Origin of the sequence: Bradyrhizobium sp. LLZ17 (assembly GCF_041200145.1) — a bacterium.
In the GTDB taxonomy this organism is placed as follows: Bacteria; Pseudomonadota; Alphaproteobacteria; order Rhizobiales; family Xanthobacteraceae; genus Bradyrhizobium.
This window is the reverse complement of record NZ_CP165734.1, coordinates 5,873,275-5,891,045: the sequence shown is the minus strand read 5'-3', so window position 1 is coordinate 5,891,045 and position 17,771 is coordinate 5,873,275. Positions and strand designations below refer to the sequence as shown.

At 64.7% G+C, this 17,771-nt stretch carries 16 protein-coding genes; 13 read left to right on the top strand and 3 right to left on the bottom strand.

The features are described 5' to 3' along the window. Positions 1-71: 71 nt before the first annotated feature. The 9 genes from AB8Z38_RS28215 to AB8Z38_RS28175 all read left to right on the top strand — a co-directional run bounded on the left by AB8Z38_RS28215 (position 72) and on the right by AB8Z38_RS28175 (position 9,983). Positions 72-1,646, top strand: coding sequence for a sugar ABC transporter ATP-binding protein (locus AB8Z38_RS28215; RefSeq protein ID WP_369720949.1), 1,575 nt, complete (start codon positions 72-74; stop codon positions 1,644-1,646). Beyond that, complete coding sequence (locus AB8Z38_RS28210; protein ID WP_369720948.1) at positions 1,643-2,980, top strand: ABC transporter permease; 1,338 nt, start codon at positions 1,643-1,645, stop codon at positions 2,978-2,980. Before AB8Z38_RS28215 ends, AB8Z38_RS28210 begins: the two co-directional genes overlap by 4 nt. Before the next feature lie 37 nt (positions 2,981-3,017). Beyond that, the gene (locus AB8Z38_RS28205; protein ID WP_369726627.1) at positions 3,018-3,941 is read left to right on the top strand and encodes a substrate-binding domain-containing protein; all 924 of its coding nucleotides are present in this window, start codon (positions 3,018-3,020) and stop codon (positions 3,939-3,941) included. A gap of 138 nt (positions 3,942-4,079) precedes the next feature. Next, positions 4,080-4,673 (top strand): DUF1349 domain-containing protein, encoded by a 594-nt coding sequence (locus AB8Z38_RS28200; protein ID WP_369720947.1) that lies wholly within the window; start codon positions 4,080-4,082, stop codon positions 4,671-4,673. 243 nt (positions 4,674-4,916) lie between these two features. After that, positions 4,917-6,068, top strand: coding sequence for an ATP phosphoribosyltransferase regulatory subunit (locus AB8Z38_RS28195; RefSeq protein ID WP_369720946.1), 1,152 nt, complete (start codon positions 4,917-4,919; stop codon positions 6,066-6,068). A 2-nt stretch (positions 6,069-6,070) separates the two neighbouring features. Beyond that, positions 6,071-7,048, top strand: coding sequence for an ATP phosphoribosyltransferase (gene hisG / locus AB8Z38_RS28190; RefSeq protein WP_369720945.1), 978 nt, complete (start codon positions 6,071-6,073; stop codon positions 7,046-7,048). A 99-nt stretch (positions 7,049-7,147) separates the two neighbouring features. Further along, on the top strand, positions 7,148-8,194 hold the full coding sequence (locus AB8Z38_RS28185; protein ID WP_369720944.1) for a glycosyltransferase family 2 protein: 1,047 nt from the start codon (positions 7,148-7,150) through the stop codon (positions 8,192-8,194). Next, a complete protein-coding gene (locus tag AB8Z38_RS28180) occupies positions 8,191-9,036 on the top strand; it encodes a ChbG/HpnK family deacetylase (protein ID WP_369720943.1) in 846 nt (281 codons plus the stop codon). The genes AB8Z38_RS28185 and AB8Z38_RS28180 overlap by 4 nt, the downstream gene beginning before the upstream one ends. Positions 9,037-9,161: 125 nt before the next feature. Further along, positions 9,162-9,983 carry a DUF2076 domain-containing protein gene (locus tag AB8Z38_RS28175; protein ID WP_369720942.1) on the top strand — a complete coding sequence of 274 codons (822 nt, stop codon included), beginning with the start codon at positions 9,162-9,164 and terminating at the stop codon, positions 9,981-9,983. A gap of 231 nt (positions 9,984-10,214) precedes the next feature. On the opposite strand, the gene AB8Z38_RS28170 is transcribed toward AB8Z38_RS28175, so the two are convergent. Then, entirely contained in the window at positions 10,215-11,015 is an 801-nt protein-coding gene (locus AB8Z38_RS28170; protein ID WP_369720941.1) for a L,D-transpeptidase, read from the bottom strand. 314 nt (positions 11,016-11,329) lie between these two features. Here AB8Z38_RS28170 and AB8Z38_RS28165 point away from each other — a divergent pair, with 314 nt between their 5' ends. Further along, positions 11,330-12,109, top strand: coding sequence for a protein phosphatase CheZ (locus tag AB8Z38_RS28165; RefSeq protein WP_369720940.1), 780 nt, complete (start codon positions 11,330-11,332; stop codon positions 12,107-12,109). Positions 12,110-12,361: 252 nt separating this feature from the next. Here the strand turns inward: AB8Z38_RS28165 and AB8Z38_RS28160 are convergent, their stop codons facing one another. Then, positions 12,362-12,883 carry a hypothetical protein gene (locus AB8Z38_RS28160; protein ID WP_369720939.1) on the bottom strand — a complete coding sequence of 174 codons (522 nt, stop codon included), beginning with the start codon at positions 12,881-12,883 and terminating at the stop codon, positions 12,362-12,364. A gap of 319 nt (positions 12,884-13,202) precedes the next feature. On the opposite strand from AB8Z38_RS28160, the gene groES reads away from it, so the two are divergent. The 3 genes from groES (at position 13,203) to AB8Z38_RS28145 (ending at position 16,715) form a co-directional block, all read left to right on the top strand. Then, positions 13,203-13,499 carry a co-chaperone GroES gene (gene groES / locus AB8Z38_RS28155; RefSeq protein WP_369720938.1) on the top strand — a complete coding sequence of 99 codons (297 nt, stop codon included), beginning with the start codon at positions 13,203-13,205 and terminating at the stop codon, positions 13,497-13,499. Between the two features lie 161 nt (positions 13,500-13,660). Further along, positions 13,661-15,292, top strand: coding sequence for a chaperonin GroEL (gene groL, locus AB8Z38_RS28150; RefSeq protein WP_369720937.1), 1,632 nt, complete (start codon positions 13,661-13,663; stop codon positions 15,290-15,292). Between the two features lie 211 nt (positions 15,293-15,503). Next, positions 15,504-16,715 (top strand): hypothetical protein, encoded by a 1,212-nt coding sequence (locus AB8Z38_RS28145; RefSeq protein ID WP_369720936.1) that lies wholly within the window; start codon positions 15,504-15,506, stop codon positions 16,713-16,715. 91 nt (positions 16,716-16,806) lie between these two features. Here the strand turns inward: AB8Z38_RS28145 and AB8Z38_RS28140 are convergent, their stop codons facing one another. Next, the gene (locus AB8Z38_RS28140; RefSeq protein WP_369720935.1) at positions 16,807-17,718 is read right to left on the bottom strand and encodes a LysR substrate-binding domain-containing protein; all 912 of its coding nucleotides are present in this window, start codon (positions 17,716-17,718) and stop codon (positions 16,807-16,809) included. Positions 17,719-17,771: the final 53 nt, after the last annotated feature.

Sequence of the window (17,771 nt, the reverse complement as noted above, 5' to 3'; positions counted from 1 at the left end):
ATTAGCCCGATGGAGACACGCTTCGGCGCCCTCGGAGGAGAGGATGATCGGGCCGCGGACCGCTCCCCCGTATGGTCGAGATGAGCCGGGCCCGCGCGCCGACCGGGCAGGTCGTGCTTTCTGCGGAACGCGTCTCGAAGTCCTTTGCCGGCGTAAAGGCGCTCAATAACGTCGACTTCGATCTGCGCTGCGGTGAGGTGCACGCGCTGATGGGCGAGAACGGCGCCGGCAAGAGCACCTTGATGAAAATCCTTGCGGGCGTGCACACGAGCTATCAGGGGACGATTCAGGTCGGTGGCCGGGCCGCCGCATTTGCCGGCGTGCGCGATGCTGAAGAGGCCGGCGTCGCGATCATCCACCAGGAGCTCAATCTCGTTCCCGAGCTGAGCATTGCCGATAACATCTTTCTCGGCCGCGAGCCGCTGATCGGCGGCATGCTGATCGACCGCCGCCGCATGGTCAAGGCGGCGGAGCGTCTGCTGCACCGTCTCGGCGTCTGGATCGCTCCCGAAAGTCGGATCGCCGACTTGCGTGTCGGCGAGCAGCAATTGGTTGAAATCGCCAAGGCGCTATCGCTCGACGCCCGCATCCTCATCATGGACGAGCCGACCTCCGCATTGTCGTCGTCGGAATGCGAGACCCTGTTCAAGATCGTCCGACAACTCGCAAGCGAGGGCGTCGCGATCATCTACACCTCGCATCGGATCGAGGAGGTGCTCGATCTCGCCGGCCGGGTGACGGTGCTGCGCGACGGCAGGCACGTTGTCACGGCTCCGATCGGTGACTTGTCGCGCGGCGCGATCATCTCGGCGATGGTCGGCCGCGACATGGTCACAAGCGATCGCGGTGCGGCCGCGCAAGGCGGTGCGAACGTCCTTTCTGTGGATGACCTGACGCTGGACACGCTCGGTCCGCACGGCTGGCGCCGAACGTTGCACGGCGTCAGCTTTCAGCTCAGGCGCGGCGAGATCCTCGGCATCGGCGGCCTGCTCGGTTCCGGCAGGACGGAGATCCTCGAATCTATCTTTGGTGTCGCAAACGGTTGGCGGGGTGGCACCATCGCGATCGACGGCACAACCGCCGATATCAGCTCGCCAACGGAGGCCTACCGCCTCGGTGTCGCGCTTGTGAGCGAGGATCGCAAAGAGCGCGGCCTGCACCTTGCGGCCTCGATATGCGACAATATCGCCCTGCCCTCGATCGGCGCGCTGTCGCGCTTCGGCCTGCGCGCCGTCGCGCGTGAGCGCGCCCTGGCGGCCGACATGGTCGGCCAGCTCTCGGTCCGCTGCACCGGCATCGATCAGACGGCAGCAGCGCTCTCCGGCGGCAATCAGCAGAAGGTCGTGATCGGCAAATGGCTCGCCACCGAACCGCGGATTCTTCTGCTCGACGAGCCGACCCGCGGCATCGATATCGGCGCGAAGCAGGACATCTACCGGCTGATCTTCGATCTCGCCGCGCAGGGCCTCGGCATCGTCGTGGTCACCTCCGAGATGCCGGAGCTACTTCTGTTGTCCGACCGCATCCTGGTGATGTGTGAGGGACGGCAGACCGGAATCCTGCCGCGCGACTGCGCGACGCAAGAGACGGTGATGCGTCTTGCAGCGCCAGGCATGGCAGCGTGGTCGCAGGAAGCATTGTCATGAAGGCGTTTCTTCGGCTCTTGTCTCGGACCAAGCTTTACTGGGGGTTGCTGCTCATCTGCCTGGTCGGTGCGCTCACCTCGCCGCATACGTCATCCGGTAACAACATCTTCCTGTCCTACGGCAACCTGACCGACGTGCTGCGGCAGGTCTCGATCACGGGCCTGGTGGCCACCGGCATGACGATGGTCATTCTGCTCGGCGGCATCGATTTGTCCGTCGGCTCGGTCATGGGCTTTTCGACGGTGATCTGCGCGATGCTGCTCACCAAGCCCGGCTGGACCGCGGCCGCGGTAATGGGCGTTCCGGCGGCGACGCTCGTGAGTGGCGCAGCCATTGCGCTCGTTGTGCGCTTCATTCTCCGGGGGCTGGCGCGAGGCCGTGACGTCGGCGCGGGGCGGCGCCGCGAGCTCACCGTGTCGCGCTGGCGCGGCCTGTGGATTCCCGCGCTGCTTGGCCTTCTCGGCGCCGCCGCAATTGCGTGGTGGACGGCGAGCCAGGCGACGGCCAAGTTCGGCGTACTCGGCGTTCTCCTCGTCGCGCCGTGCCTGGCGCTGCTGCTTGGGGCGATCAACGGGCTCTTGACCGTCGCGGGACGTTTGCAACCTTTCATCGCCACGCTGGCCATGATGGTCAGCGCACTCGGCATCGCCCGTCTCACGGCCGGTCAGGACAATGCCGTCGTGCCGGTCTATACCGGCACCAACGCCACCGAAGCGTTCGAGCTGCTGCGCTCGATGCTGTGGGGCGTGCTGCCTATGCCGAGTGTTTTCTTCCTCGCGGCGATCATCCTGTTCGGCGCGCTCCTGCGCTTCACGACCTTTGGACGCTACGCCTATGCGATCGGCGGCAACATCGAGGCCGCCAAGCTTTCGGGCATCAAGGTGGCCCAGGTCCAGCTCACGGCCTATCTGCTGTCGGGCCTGTTGGCGGGAATTGCGGGGGTCCTGTTCGTCGCGCAGTACCGGCAAGGCAAGCCGGACGCCGGCGCCGGACTCGAACTCGACGCCATCGCCGCCGTCGTGATCGGCGGCACCAGCCTGATGGGCGGACGAGGTGGTCTCGCCGGCACCTTCGTCGGCGTCCTGATCTTCGGTTTACTGTCGGACATCCTCCAGCTTCAGAATATCGACTCCAACGTCCAGCTGCTGATGAAGGGGTTGATCATCGTCTGCACCGTGCTGGTGCAGGAGCAGAATCTCGGCCAGCTCATCGCGCGATGGCGGTTCAGCCGATCGCCGGAAGCCAGTGCCGATCCGAAAACAGCCGAATCCTGTCGGCTGCCAAGCGCCGCCAAGGCGCAATTTGCAAGGGAGGATCTCGATGAAGCGTCGTGAATTCCTAAAACTGTCGACCACCATGGCCGGCGCCGCGATGACGATCTACGTGCCGGCCGGCTGGAGTCCCGCCAAGGCCGCCGCGAAGTGGAAAGTCGGCTTCAGCCAATGCACCACGCTCGAGCCGTGGCGCGTGCAATTCAACAAGGATATCCAGGCCGAGGCCAAGAAGCAGCCCGACGTCGAGCTCGTCATCACCGACGGCCAGGACAAGACCGAGAAGCAGGTCGCCGATTGCGAAAACCTCATTGTCCAGCAGGTCAACGTCCTCTTGATCTCACCCAAGGAATCGGCGGGGCTGACCGGGGTCGTCGAGAAGGCGATCGACGCCAAGATTCCGGTCATCGTGCTGGATCGCAACGTCGACACCAAGCGGATCACACAGTTCATCGGCGGCGACAATGTCGCGATCGGCAAGGCCGCCGGCGAATATGCCGTGAAGCTGCTCGGCGGTCCCGGCAAGGCGACCGGCAACGTCGTCGAAATCTGGGGCGGAATGGGCACGCAGCCCGCACACGACCGGCACGACGGCTTCCATGCTTTCACCGACAAGGAACCGGGCATCAAGAACCTGCTCAACAATCAGTCGGGCGACTGGAAGCAGGACAAAGCCTACAACATCATGACGACTGCGCTGCGCAACAACGAGAAGATCGACCTGGTCTATGGCCATAACGATCCGATGGCCTATGGCGCCTATCTCGCGGCCAAGGACGCCGGCCGCGACAAGGATATCAAGTTCATTCTTGGCATCGACGGCCTGCCGGATGAAGGCGTGACCTGGGTCAGCAAGGGGCAGCTCACGGCGACATTCCTCTATGCAACGCCCGGAGCCGAAGGGCTGCGGCAAGCTGTCAAACTCTTGAAGGGCGAAAAGCTCGAGCCGGTCATCACCTTGCCCACGATGCTGATTACGCGGGACAACGCATCGGAGATCCTGAAGAAGAACGGGCTGCTCTGAGCTCCTTATCTTCAGGCCGACGCAACAGCTGACAGAGTCTGGTTCGGCCTGGTCGAACCAGACTCTGTCTTGGTTTGGATTGTCCTGCTGGTTGCGGGATGGCATTGGACCGGCTGCCAAGACTCATCGAGGTATGACATGAGCGATCCGATCTTCGGTCGAAGCGACGGTGTGTGGCTGAACGAACCGGAACAATGGACCGCGCGCGAGGATGGTCTTGAGATGGTCACTGATCGAGCCACCGATTTCTGGCGCGAAACCCATTACGGTTTCACCCGGGACAGCGGGCATTTCCTGGGCTTCCGCACCGCCGCGGCATTCACCGCCGAGCTGCGCGTCCAAGGCGATTTTCGGGCGCTGTACGACCAAGCGGGCATTATGATCCGTATCGACGCGGAACGTTGGGTCAAGGCCGGACTCGAATTCTCCGACGGCCGCGCCATGCTTGGCAGCGTTCTGACCGACGGACGATCGGACTGGGCGACAGCCCCCTATGAGCACGACGCCGGCGACTTCCGGATGCGCGCAACCGTGACGAATGGCGTCCTTCGCTTGCAGGTTTCGGCCGATGGCAAGCTCTGGCCGCTTATGCGATTGGCACCATTCCCCAAGGCGAACTCGTTCCTTGTGGGGCCGATGGCCTGCACACCCGAGCGGGCCGGACTGAGGGTCGTTTTCTCGGCATTTCGCCTCACGGCGCCGCTTGGCAAGGATCTACATGATCTGAGCTGAGGTCAGCCTCTGTTGCATATGCCCCCGGACAGCCGCGGGGTTGGGCCATTGCCGATCTCCAGAGCCGATCGGCGCGGCCACGCCGCAATCGATTCGTTCGTATCGAGCCCAGGGCACGGCGACCGACTGTTAAGCGATTGATCCTTTGGAGGTCGAAACCGCTTTCGGGCCATGCTAAGGGCTGCGCCAACTCCCGTCCCTTCCCTTGCCCTGCCCGGTTCCACCGGGACAATGGACCCCGAGATGACCGCGACTGCCACCTCAAATGCTGCCGGCTCCGCCGCCTGGGCGGATACGCTGCTGTTGTCGTTCGCGCAGGCCGGCTATGTCAGGGCCGAGCCCGCGATCCTGCAACCGGCCGAGCCGTTCCTCGATCTCTCCGGCGAGGACATCCGCAAAAGCCTGTATTTGACGACGGACCTGTCCGGCGAGGAGCTCTGCCTGCGCCCGGACCTGACGATTCCGGTGGCCCGCGATTATCTGGCCTCTAGCCGGGCCGGCCAGCCGGCCGGGTTCAGCTATCTCGGTCCGGTGTTCCGCTACCGCAGCGGGCAGGCCAGTGAATTCCTGCAGGCCGGCATCGAATCGTTCGGCCGCCAGGACCGCGCCGCGGCGGATGCCGAGATGCTGGCGCTGGCGCTGGAAGCAACCGCCGCGTTCGGCGTCCGCGACGTCGAGATCCGCACCGGCGACGTCGCGCTGTTCAACGCGCTGCTCGATGCGCTCGACCTCTATCCGGTGTGGCGCCGCCGCCTGGTCAAGGACTTCAACCGCAAGATCAGCCTGGAGCAGGATCTGGAGCGGCTGGCGCGCACGACCGCCACCACCCGCAGTGAATATGAGGGCGTGCTGGCCGCGCTCGCCGGCTCCGACCGCAAGGCGGCGCTCGCGTTCGTCTCCGATTTGATGTCGATCGCCGGCACCATCAATGTCGGCGGCCGCACCACGGCCGAGATCGCCGACCGCTTCCTCGAGCAATCGACGCTCAAAGGCGGCGCGCTGCCGCGCCAGGCCATCGCCGTGCTCAAGCGCTTCCTCTCGATATCGGGCAATCCGGACGAGGCGATCGCCGAGCTACGCGCGCTCACCACCGATGCAAAGCTCGACCTTGCCGCTGCAATCGACCAGTTCGAAAGCCGGGTCGGCTTCATGGCCGCGCGCGGCATCGACGTGAAGGGCACGCGGTTCTCGACGGCGTTCGGGCGCGGGCTCGACTACTACACCGGCTTCGAATTCGAACTGCATCACAGGGGCAACGGCACCGAGCCGCTGGTCGCCGGCGGCCGCTATGACGGACTGATGACCCAGCTCGGTTCGCCGGATCCGATTCCGGCCGTCGGTTTCTCGGTCTGGGTGGACGCGCTGACCGGAATCGGCCGCAAGGTGGGAGCTTGAGCATGAGCGCGCCGTTCGTTCTGGCCGTTCCCTCCAAGGGCCGCCTTCAGGAGAACACCGAAGCCTTCTTCGCCCGCGCGGGGCTTAAGTTGTCGAAGGCCGGCGGCGCCCGCGACTATCGCGGCACGATCGTGGGGCTCGATAATGTCGAGGTCGCCTACCTCTCGGCGAGCGAAATTGCCTCGCAACTGTCGCGCGGGGTGGCACATCTCGGCGTTACCGGCGAAGATTTGGTACGCGAGACCATCGCGGATGCCGACGAGCGCGTGTCCCTGATCGAGGGATTGGGCTTCGGCTATGCCGACGTGGTCGTCGCCGTGCCGCAGGCCTGGATCGACGTCCGCTCCATGGCCGACCTCGACGATGTCACCACCGGCTTCCGCGAGCAGCATCACATGCGGATGCGGGTCGCGACCAAGTTCATCAACCTCACCCGCGCGTTCTTCTCGAACCACGGCATCGTCGACTATCGCATTGTCGAAAGCACCGGCGCGACCGAAGGCGCGCCGGCGGCCGGGGCCGCCGAGCTGATCGTCGACATCACCACCACCGGCGCGACGCTCGCCGCCAATGGCCTGCGGGTGCTCGACGACGGCATGATCCTGCGCAGCCAGGCCAATCTGGTCGCCTCGAAACATGCCGACTGGTCGCCTCAGGCCCGCGAGACGGCGCGCGTCATTCTCGATCACATCGCGGCACGGGCGCGGGCCAACAAATACCGCGAGGTCCGCACCCGCTTCCGGCAGTGCGACGATGCCCTGCTCACCGAGGCCCACAGCCGCTTCGGCGTCGAGACCCCGTTTGGCGGACCGACCTCGTCGGGCATGCTGACGCTGCACTGCCCACCGGGACAGCTCTACGCGCTGGCAAGCTTCCTGCGCGAGCATGGCGCCGAGACCGTCTCGGTGGTCTCGCTCGACTATGTGTTCGACCGTGAGAACCCGCTCTTCGCCAGGCTCGACGCCTTCCTGCGGCAGTGAACCTCCAGGTCCGTTCAGCATGGCGACAGGAAACGGCAGCTACCATATGCTGTTGAGACGACTTGCAAGACGACTCGAACGCCTCTGGAACCTTGATCGATGACGCTGGGCTCTGACGTTTCCGGCCTGACGACCAGCGCGGCCAGTGCCGCCGCGAAGGGATTGTCGATCGTCGTCCCCGTCTACAACGAGGCGGCGGGCCTGGTGTCCCTGCACCAGCGCATCTGCGATCTCGCCAAAACCTTGCGGCAGCGCTATCGCCTCGCCTGTGAGGTCGTTTATGTCGACGACGGCAGCGTGGACGCGTCGCTGTCGATCGCACGCAGCCTGCCGGCCGATACGGTCGACGTCCAGGTGGTCTCGCTGTCACGCAATTTCGGCAAGGAGGCCGCGCTGATGGCCGGGCTCGACCACGCCCGCCTCGGCGCCGTCATGTTCATGGACGGCGACGGCCAGCATCCGCCCGCCATGGTCGAGCAGCTGGTGCGGCACTGGATCGAGGACGGCTATGATGTCGTCTACACCGCCAAGGCGCATCGCGACAATGAGCCGTTCCTGCGCCGGCTCGCCGTGCACGGCTTCTACGCGCTGATCAATTGGGGCGCCCGGCAGAAGATCCCCGAAGACGCCGGCGACTTCCGCCTGCTGTCGCCGCGCGCGGTGGCGGCACTCCGGCAGCTGCCGGAGCGCAACCGCTTCTTCAAGGGTCTCGCAAGCTGGATCGGCTTCCGCCAGATCCGGGTCGATTACGAGCCGGCGCCCCGCATCCATGGTGTGACAACCTTCAGCGCCGCGCGCCTGCTTGGTCTGTCGATCGAGGGCGTGACGTCGTTCTCGGTGGCGCCGCTGCGCTTCGCCAGCCTGCTCGGCGTCATCCTGGCCGGGGGCGCCTTCCTGTTCGGCCTGTCGATCCTGTGGGAGGTCCTGACCACCGGCAAGCAGGTGCCCGGCTATCCCTCGCTCGTGATCGGCCTGATGACGATCGGCGGCGTGCAACTGATCATGATCGGCATCGTCGGCGAATACATCGGAAAGATCCTCTCCGAATTGAAGGCGCGCCCGATCTACTTCGTGGCCGAACACAGCGAAAAGCATTTTGAGGCCGGCAAAGCCGACGACGCGTCGAGCAGGACGGCGGCCGAATGAGCCCGGCCGCGACGCCGCGGCGGATCTGGCTCTGCGCCGACGACTACGGCATCAGCCCGGGCGTCAACCGCGCCATCCGCGACCTGATCGAGCGCGGCCGCCTCAATGCGACGTCGGTGATGATGGTCGGTGCCGCGATCGAGCGCCGCGAGATCGATGCGCTCCAGGCCGCGGCGAAGGCGAGCCCGCGTTGCGCGATCGGATTGCATGTGACGCTGTCGGCGCCATTCCGGCCGCTGACCATGCATTTCCGCCCGCTCGACGGCGACATGTTCCTGGCTTTCCCCAAGCTCCTGCGCGCGGGCGTGATGCGGCGTCTCGACCGCGAGTTCTTCCGCAACGAGGTGAAGGCGCAATCGGCGGCCTTCGCGGAAGCGTTCGGCCGCGCGCCGGATTTCGTCGACGGCCACCAGCATGTGCAGCTGTTTCCGCAGGTGCGCGACGGCTTCATTGATGCCGTCAGCGAAGCCGCGCCGGGCGCTTGGGTGCGCCAGGGCGGGCGCGACCTGCCGCTGGCGCAGCGGCTCAGCTCGCCGAAAGCGCTGGTGCTCGATATCCTCAGCGCGCAATTCCGCCGCCGCGCCGGCGAGGCAGGCCTCAGCTTCAATCTGGGATTTGCCGGCGCCTATGACTTCACCCGCGCGGCCGATTTCGGCGCACTGATGCGGCAGTTCCTGGAAGGCCTCCCCGAGGGTGGCCTCGTGATGTGCCATCCCGGTTTCGTCGACGACATCCTCACCGGCCGCGACCCGATGACCGACGTCCGGGAACGTGAGCATGCCTATCTCAAGAGCGACGCATTCGCGGACCTGCTCGCGGCCAGCAATGTGACACTGGGATGAAACCGGCGAAAGCTGGCCTGCGGGGCAGCTTGTCGCATACCGAAATTTAATCCGGCCGCCACTGTTGGGGCCACAATGGAACCCTACATCTCGGTCACGCTTGTTTCGCGCGAGGGAGATACACCATGACGCCGCAGGAACGCCAACTCGTCGACGAGCTTTTCGACCGGCTTTCGAAACTGGAAAATGCACCGCGCGATCCCGACGCGATCGCCGCGATCTCCGACGGCTTACGCAAGGCACCCGGCGCGGTCTATGCGCTGGTGCAAACCGTGCTGTTGCAGGATGAGGCGCTGAAGCGCGCCCATGCCCGCATCCAGGAGCTGGAGGCGGGACATGCGCCCGAGCAGGCGCAGTCCGGCGGCTTCCTGGATACGATGCGCGAGACGTTGTTCGGCGCAGGCACCTCGCGCAGCTCGGTTCCGAACGTGCCGCCGCGCGACCAGCGGCCGGTGTGGAATAGCGGCGGGGCGATGCAGCAGGCACAGCCTGGTTATGGCCAGCCGTCTTACGGACAGGCTCCCGGTCAGGGCTACGGCCAAGGCTATGGCGCCCCACCGGTCGGCGGAGGCGGCGGCTCGTTCCTGGGGACGGCCGCAGCGGCCGCCGCAGGCGTTGTCGGCGGCTCGCTGCTGCTCTCGAGCTTCCGCGGCATGATGGGCGGCGGATCGCACCAGGCTTTTGGCGACAGCAGCGCGTTTGGAGACCGCGGTGGCAGCCCATGGGGCGGCAGCGACCAGTCCGGCGGCTCGCTCGCCCGCGATGCCGGGCTCAACGATATCGGCTCGAGCCGTGATCGCGGCGAGCAGCGCCAGAGCTTCGCGGATCAGACGAACAACGACGACCAGAACGACAACAATCAGAACGACAATGACGACGGCAATTTCGACCTGGCCGACGACGGCGATTTCGGCGGCGGCGACGACGGCGGCAGCGATTACGCGTGAGTTGCCTGCCCGCCAAAGCGGCCGCCGAATAGGCGGCCGTTTCGATTTTGCAGGTCTTGCTCAGAACTTCCTTCTCCCCTTGTGGGAGAAGGTGGCGCGAAGCGCCGGATGAGGGGTTCTCTCCGCGAATTGACTTGCGAGAGAAGTGATTGCGGAGAGAACCCTCACCCGTCTCGCCGCTTACGCGGCGATCCACCCTCTCCCACAACACAAGGGGAGAGGGAACAAACCTCACATCACCACGACCTTGGTGCCGACGTTGACGCGGCCGTAGAGGTCGATGACGTCCTCGTTGCGCATGCGGATGCAGCCGGAGGAGACGTTGGTACCGATGGTCCAGGGCTCGTTGGAGCCGTGGATGCGGTAGAGCGTCGAGCCAAGATACATCGCGCGCGCGCCGAGCGGATTTTCCGGGCCGCCCTCCATGTGCCGCGGCAAATCGGGACGGCGTGCGATCATTTCAGCGGGCGGCGTCCAATCCGGCCATTCGCGCTTGGCCGTGATCGACTTCACGCCGGACCAGGTGAAGCCGGGGCGACCGACGCCGATGCCGTAGCGCATGGCCTTGCCGTTGCTCTCGACGAGATAGAGGAATTTGTTCGGCGTATCGACCACCAGGGTGCCGGCGCTTTCCTTGCCGCTATAGTCAACAAGTTGTTTTTCGAACCTCGGATCAAACTGGCGCTGCCGGGCATCGACGCTCTCCTGCTGCACGGCTGCGCCCTGCATCTGCGGCTCGCCCATCGGCGGCAGACGGCGCGGGTCGTTGTAACCGGGCTGCTGCTGATACATCGGCTGCTGCGGTGCATAGGCGGGACCGCGGCCGGGCCCATCGCCGAAGAGGAACTCGATGAAGCCTCCGCCCATGTTCGCATTGGAGGCGACGCGCACCGGCGCCGGCTGCACCTGCGGCTGGTAGAGCACCACCGGCGGATCGTTCGGCACGCTATTGTCGAAGGCGCTGGCATTGGTCGCGCCGGCAACGAAGGTGCAAGCGCTGCCAAGCAGCGCGACAGACATTTTCTTGAACATCGACGTACTCTGTACTGTTTCGTCTAGTTGCATTCGCCGTCGAACGCGTCTGGCTGATCCGCGTCCTCGACGTGGTCAATAAAGAGCAAAAGCCGTTTTGTTTGGTAAACGGAAGCCGCGTTTCGATTCACCATCTCGTCAGGCGAAGGGCAATTTGGCGATCAGCGTTTATTTTCGGTGAACACCGCAAGTGCATGGTTAATCGCCGGTTTTCACGCCGTCGCGCACCGCCGCACAACAGTTCCGGCTGTGAACTTCGTGTTAAATCGGTTCTGCCTAAAAAGACGCGTGAGTGAGGTGGGGGGAGTATCCTGATGGCAATTCACCGCAAACGTTTTCGTGTCGAAGATATCGTCGGTGGCGAAATGCCAATTCTTGACGAAACCGAAGAGGCAGGCCCGATGCATAGCGAGATCATGGCCGAGCTGCGTGCGATCCGCGCACAGATGGCCAAGGGCAGCGTGCCCTTGTCCGGCAGCGCAGCCATGGCGGTGATCGACGCCACGACGGAGCAGGAGCTCTCAGACGCCCGCGTCAAGCTCGAGACGTACCGGGCCCAGATCGAACAGTGCGAGAAGCTGAAGGTCGAGCTCGACCTGATCCATGACGCCATCGACCGCACCAAGCGCGAAATCGCGACCCTGCACGGCAAGAGCTTCGACGGCGGCGAAATGGCCAAGGTCAATGGCGAGCTCGGCGCCGTGGTCGGTGGTACCGAGCAGGCCACCCAGCAGATCCTCGAAGCCGCGGAGTCGATCGACCAGGCGGCCAGCGCGATGACCAAGGTGCAATCGGCCGACCAGCAGAAGCGGCTCGCTGACGACATCCAGGAACGCGTCATCTCGATCTTCGAGGCCTGCAACTTCCAGGACTTGACTGGCCAGCGCATCAGCAAGGTCATGGGCACGATGAAATTCATCGAGCAGCACATCAACGCGATGATGGAGATCTGGGGCGGCGTCGACGCCATCAAGTCCCACGTGGTGCCGCAGGCCGACAGCCGCAGCGACGACGAAAAGCTCCTCAACGGCCCGAAGCTCGCCGGCGACGTCGGCCACGCCTCGCAGGACGACATCGACGCGCTGTTCGACTGAGCACGTGTTGCATAGAGAAAAACAAAACGCCGGCGCAAGCCGGCGTTTTTTGTTTATTGTCTTGCACAGCTGCTTCCCTTCTCGCCCTGTGGGAGAAGGTGGCGCGAAGCGCCGGATGAGGGGTTGTTTCAGCAAACTCGAAAGTGAGAGTTTAACGCGGGGAGAGAAACCCCTCACCCGTCTCGCCGCGCTACGCGGCGATCCACCCTCTCCCACAAGAAGGGGAGAGGGAAAGAAGCAGCGCGGTCCGCCTTACGCCCTTGGTGCGCAGCGGACGTAGACCATGTTGCCGTAGCGGGTGGCGGCGTCCTTGTCGACGAAGCGGGTGATCATGACGCGGCCGTCGAAGGAGACGATCTCGCGGTCCTGCTCGCCGGGTGTCGGGCCGGGCGGGCCGATATAGTTCTTGCCGCCTGGCGAGCCCTTCAGCCGCAGTTCCTGCGGGGTCGCCTGGTCGGCCAGATGCATGACCACGCCGCCGGAGGTGCCGGCGCCGATCACGTAGGGATTCTTGCACTGGGCCCGCGCAGCCGCCTCGGTGCGGGCGCGATCGGCCGGGTTCTGGAACGAGGCCAGACCCCAGCGGCCGACGATCTCGTCGGCACGGATGGACGCCGGCATTTCCGGCGCCTGGCCGGGCTCGGACTCGGGCGCCGGCTGCGACGACGAGAAGGACGGCAGGCTCATGCCGCCGCCGCAGGCGCCAAGCAGCAGCGCCAGGCAAGAGGCCGCCGCCAGATGGGCAACCGTGCGCGCATGTGCTGAACTGATCATCGCTTCCCCCCAAACAAGACCACGGCCGCACCCCTCCCGCAGCCAAGCGCAAAAATGCTGCCGGAGCAATGACGTCCTGATATACGCCCGCACCGGAATCGAGCTTCCGAACTCACCATCCTATATCCGCCTCACCAATCGCTTAACCACCTTTGCTTGACAGGATCGCAGCCAAGCCATATTCCCGGGCGTACTATTAGCACTCGGAAACACCGATTGCTAAGCGCGCCGTTCGATCCTCGGGAAGAGGGTGGATGGCAGCGCTGCCCTCACCCACTTCCGCTGCTTTCGGAAAACCGAGCCTCCAAAGGGAAACGTCATGGCTAAGTCCAAATTTCGTCCACTGCATGACCGTGTCGTGGTCAAACGTATCGATGCCGAGGCAAAGACCAAGGGCGGCATCATCATTCCCGACACCGCCAAGGAGAAGCCGTCCCAGGGCGAAGTCATCGCCGTCGGTCCCGGCGGGCGCGACGAGGCCGGCAAGCTGATCCCGATCGACCTCAAGGTCGGCGACCGCGTGCTGTTCGGCAAATGGTCGGGCACCGAGGTCAAGATCGACAACGAAGATCTCCTGATCATGAAAGAGTCGGACATCATGGGCGTGATGGCCTAAGGCCAGAGCCCTGAACGGCCGCTGAATACCATGCCCGGATCGTCAGATCCGGGCATGCATCGTTCCGCCGGGTTCGACCCACGGATCCCGGAATTGATGCGACGAGCACACAAGACACATCACCAAACAAGACACATCACGAATAACAGGGATTGCAGATCATGGCTGCCAAGGACGTCAAGTTTTCCGGAGACGCGCGCGATCGCATGCTGCGCGGCGTCGATATTCTCGCCAACGCCGTCAAGGTGACGCTCGGCCCGAAGGGCCGCAACGTCCTCATCGAGAAGTCGTTCGGCGCGCCCCGCATCACCAAGGACGGCGTCACCGTCGCCAAGGAGATCGAGCTCGAGGACAAGTTCGAGAACATGGGCGCCCAGATGGTCCGTGAGGTCGCTTCCAAGACCAACGACCTCGCCGGCGACGGCACCACCACCGCGACCGTGCTGGCCCAGGCCATCGTGCGCGAAGGCGCCAAGTCGGTCGCCGCCGGCATGAACCCGATGGACCTCAAGCGCGGCATCGACATCGCGGTCGCAGCCGTGATCAAGGACATCGAGAAGCGTGCCAAGCCGGTCGCCGCCTCCTCCGAAGTCGCCCAGGTCGGCACCATCTCGGCCAACGGCGACAGCGCCATCGGCAAGATGATCGCCCAGGCGATGCAGAAGGTCGGGAACGAGGGCGTCATCACCGTCGAGGAGAACAAGTCGCTCGATACCGAAGTCGACATCGTCGAGGGCATGAAGTTCGACCGCGGCTATCTCAGCCCCTACTTCGTCACCAACGCCGAGAAGATGACCGCCGAGCTCGAGGACGCCTACATCCTCCTGCACGAGAAGAAGCTCTCCGGCCTGCAGGCCATGCTGCCGGTGCTGGAAGCCGTGGTGCAGTCGGGCAAGCCGCTCGTCATCATCGCCGAGGACGTCGAGGGCGAGGCGCTGGCCACCCTGGTCGTCAACCGCCTGCGTGGCGGCCTCAAGGTCGCCGCCGTCAAGGCGCCGGGCTTCGGCGATCGCCGCAAGGCCATGCTGGAGGACCTCGCGATCCTCACCGGCGGCCAGCTCATCTCCGAAGACCTCGGCATGAAGCTCGAGAACGTCACGGTGAAGATGCTGGGACGTGCCGGCAAGGTGGTGATCGACAAGGAGAACACCACCATCGTCAAGGGCGCCGGCAAGAAGCCGGAGATCGAGGCGCGGGTCGGCCAGATCAAGGCGCAGATCGAGGAGACCACCTCGGATTACGACCGCGAGAAGCTCCAGGAGCGGCTGGCCAAGCTCGCCGGCGGCGTCGCGGTGATCCGCGTCGGCGGCGCGACCGAGATCGAGGTCAAGGAAAAGAAGGACCGCGTCGAGGACGCGCTCAACGCCACCCGCGCCGCGGTGCAGGAAGGCATCGTCCCCGGCGGCGGTGTCGCGCTGCTGCGCGCCAAGAAGGCGGTCGGCCGTCTCACCAACCCCAATGCCGACGTCCAGGCCGGCATCAACATCGTGCTGAAGGCACTGGAAGCCCCGGTCCGCCAGATCTCCGAGAACGCGGGGCTCGAAGGCTCCATCGTCGTCGGCAAGATCCTGGAGAACAAGTCCGAGACCTTCGGCTTCGACGCCCAGAACGAAGCCTATGTCGACATGGTCGAGAAGGGCATCATCGACCCCGCCAAGGTGGTGCGCACCGCGCTCCAGGACGCCGCCTCGATCGCCGGCTTGCTGGTGACCACCGAGGCCATGGTCGCCGAGATGCCCAAGAAGGAAGCGGCCCCGGCGATGCCGGCCGGCGGCGGCATGGGCGGCTTCTAGGCCGTCCGTTCCATTGCAATGTTGCGAAGGCCGCCTCCGGGCGGCCTTCTTTTTTGCCGACCATGGCCCAAGCTTCAACCGGCGGCCAAAACCCATTACGGTGGCGCCGATTCTATGTTCGAGCATGATGTTTTCGGAAAACCGCTTCACACTTTTCGCTAACGCGGCCCTCCGGGTCCAGATCATGCTCCATTGCTCGAGGACGACGTCGATGCGCGCGCTGCTGGTTTGCCCGACAATTCTTTTGGCCGCTCTGCTTGCGGGTTCGCCGCATTCCGCCTCCGCCCAGATGAAGCTTTCACCGAAGGCGGCGGCGCCCGGCGGCACGGAGACGCGCTATTTCACCTCGATCGACGGATTGATGGACGGCAATGCCGACGTGATCCTGAAGGAAACGCGCTCGGGCAAAACGGTGACGGCGGCCGTGCTGGACGTCTGCTACCCCGTCGCAAAGAATTCCGACCGCAAGGACCGCTTCGTCATCAACCTCCAGGTTGCCGGCCAGACGCTGACCGGCACGACGCAGAGCCTCGGCGAGAAGGCGCCGGTCACCGTCAAGCTCTCGCGCAAACCGACCGGCGACACCTTCGAATTCCGTGGCCAGATCGGCATCGGCCAGAGCGTGACCGAGGTGACCTCGCCGGACAATTCCGATCTCAGCGAGAAGGAATTCCTCGACAACCAGACCACCGACGACGGCATCACGCCGCAGCCCAAGGATTTTACCGAAGTCTCGCCGGAAGCAATCGCGGTCAAGGTCAAGCTGGACGCGGCGACCGACTTTCTGAAGAGCCTCAAAGGCCAGGATGTCGAGGTGACGCTGGCGAGCCTCACCGTCGGCTGCGACGCGCTGCGCGCCGGCGAGCAGACCATCAACATGTCGGTCGATCCGGAGCGCGCCGCCGCACTGCTCGCGAAATTCAAGGCGACGCCGGGCGTCACCGCCGCAGGCTGGACCTCCGGGATGGCCGAGATGGACCGCACCATCCGCATCGCCGCGGCCGACTGGCGCGACGGCGACAGGATCAACCGCGACAAGCTCGCCGCTGCGGTTGCGGGCGTGCTGAGCCGGACGCTTGCCGCCAAGCCGGTCTCGCAGGGCTTCAACCCCGCCACGGGCAAGCTCAAGCTGGTGTTCAAGCGGCCGAACCAAGATTTCCCGGCGCTCGAACTCACGGACACGATCGAGGTCGCAGGCCTTGTCTCCGCCGACAAGCCGGGGACGACCGACAAGTTGATGCTCTGGATCGGTAGCCCCGCGACCACCACCGCCGACGAGAGCAGCGGCGCGAAGCTCAATCTATCGGATGAGGCGGCAGCCGACGAGGAGAGCGACCAGCCTGACGACAACGGCTCGATCGAGGCGCTCACCAGGGAACTGAAGGGCCAACGCTGGGACGCCGACAAGTCGGTGTGGAAGTAGGTCGGGTGTTGGCGCGCAATCGCCGCCGATCCGAATCTCGGTGAGTGCAAACGCGGCTGCTGTCTTCGAGTGAGCTGATAGCTCGCGGTGACTAAGGCCTGCTTCTCTTGAAGATGCTGCGTTTGCTGGCCATGAGGAAATCCGCGAACAGCCGGCTCACCGGCGGAAGTGTCCGTTGCGCTCGCTTGATCAGGCCGACCGGGCGCGAAAAATTGGTGTCACTGATCTTCCGGCTTCGCAGCGAGGGTTCGGCAACAATTTCCCGGGCTGAGGCGGGGAGGATGGTCAGGCCGATCCCGGCGCGCACCATGCCGATCGCCGTCATCATGTAGGTGGCCTCGGAGGCTGGCGTGGGCAGAAGCCCCGCCCGGTTGAACGCCAGATCGGTGACGGCGCGCACACTGGTGCCTTGGTCCATCATGACGAGCGGGTAGTTCGCCAGCACGCGTGCCGTGATCCGTCGCTGCTCGCCGATCGGATGCTTGTCGGGATAGACGACGCTCATCTCGTCGTGCGCGGTGAAGATGGTCTCGATATCCGGGAATGACACATCGCCGCCGGTCAGGCCGAGATCGACATCCTCGGACCGGTTAAGCGCCAGCACACGGCTCGCGATGACGTCCTTCAATGCGAAGGTCACGCCCGGATGCTGCGCGCGAAATCTCCCGATCACGTCGGGCAGGACACCAGCTGCGAAGGACGGCAATGCCGCGATACGGACCACACCGCGCTGCTCGGAGGCGTCACCCCGCGCGTCGCTGAGAACGGAGTCGAGATCCTGCAGAGTCCGTTCGAGTGCGGGCAGCAGCTCGCGCCCCATCCTGGTCAAAGCCACCGAACGCGGATTGCGGTCGAACAACTTGAGGCCGAGCGAGGCTTCGAGCCGCTTGATCTGGACCGTGAGCGTCGGCTGCGAAACGTGCAGCGCGGATGCCGCCTGTGTGAAGCTGCGCAATTTCGCGACCGCCACGAAAGAGCGGAGCTGCCTGACGTTGATATCCATAGGCTTTGTCTATTGCTGGCATTGAATAAATTCAATTGAATAATCGGAAGCCG

Coding starts and splice junctions, on each gene's coding strand:
- AB8Z38_RS28185 (WP_369720944.1), top strand. CDS start 7,148: ATGACGCTGGGCTCTGACGTTTCCGGCCTGACGACCAGCGCGGCCAGT.
- AB8Z38_RS28195 (WP_369720946.1), top strand. CDS start 4,917: ATGACCGCGACTGCCACCTCAAATGCTGCCGGCTCCGCCGCCTGGGCG.
- groES (WP_369720938.1), top strand. CDS start 13,203: ATGGCTAAGTCCAAATTTCGTCCACTGCATGACCGTGTCGTGGTCAAA.
- AB8Z38_RS28180 (WP_369720943.1), top strand. CDS start 8,191: ATGAGCCCGGCCGCGACGCCGCGGCGGATCTGGCTCTGCGCCGACGAC.
- AB8Z38_RS28175 (WP_369720942.1), top strand. CDS start 9,162: ATGACGCCGCAGGAACGCCAACTCGTCGACGAGCTTTTCGACCGGCTT.
- AB8Z38_RS28170 (WP_369720941.1), bottom strand. CDS start 11,015: ATGTTCAAGAAAATGTCTGTCGCGCTGCTTGGCAGCGCTTGCACCTTC.
- AB8Z38_RS28140 (WP_369720935.1), bottom strand. CDS start 17,718: ATGGATATCAACGTCAGGCAGCTCCGCTCTTTCGTGGCGGTCGCGAAA.
- AB8Z38_RS28205 (WP_369726627.1), top strand. CDS start 3,018: ATGACGATCTACGTGCCGGCCGGCTGGAGTCCCGCCAAGGCCGCCGCG.
- AB8Z38_RS28215 (WP_369720949.1), top strand. CDS start 72: ATGGTCGAGATGAGCCGGGCCCGCGCGCCGACCGGGCAGGTCGTGCTT.
- groL (WP_369720937.1), top strand. CDS start 13,661: ATGGCTGCCAAGGACGTCAAGTTTTCCGGAGACGCGCGCGATCGCATG.
- AB8Z38_RS28165 (WP_369720940.1), top strand. CDS start 11,330: ATGGCAATTCACCGCAAACGTTTTCGTGTCGAAGATATCGTCGGTGGC.
- hisG (WP_369720945.1), top strand. CDS start 6,071: ATGAGCGCGCCGTTCGTTCTGGCCGTTCCCTCCAAGGGCCGCCTTCAG.
- AB8Z38_RS28145 (WP_369720936.1), top strand. CDS start 15,504: ATGCGCGCGCTGCTGGTTTGCCCGACAATTCTTTTGGCCGCTCTGCTT.
- AB8Z38_RS28200 (WP_369720947.1), top strand. CDS start 4,080: ATGAGCGATCCGATCTTCGGTCGAAGCGACGGTGTGTGGCTGAACGAA.
- AB8Z38_RS28210 (WP_369720948.1), top strand. CDS start 1,643: ATGAAGGCGTTTCTTCGGCTCTTGTCTCGGACCAAGCTTTACTGGGGG.
- AB8Z38_RS28160 (WP_369720939.1), bottom strand. CDS start 12,883: ATGATCAGTTCAGCACATGCGCGCACGGTTGCCCATCTGGCGGCGGCC.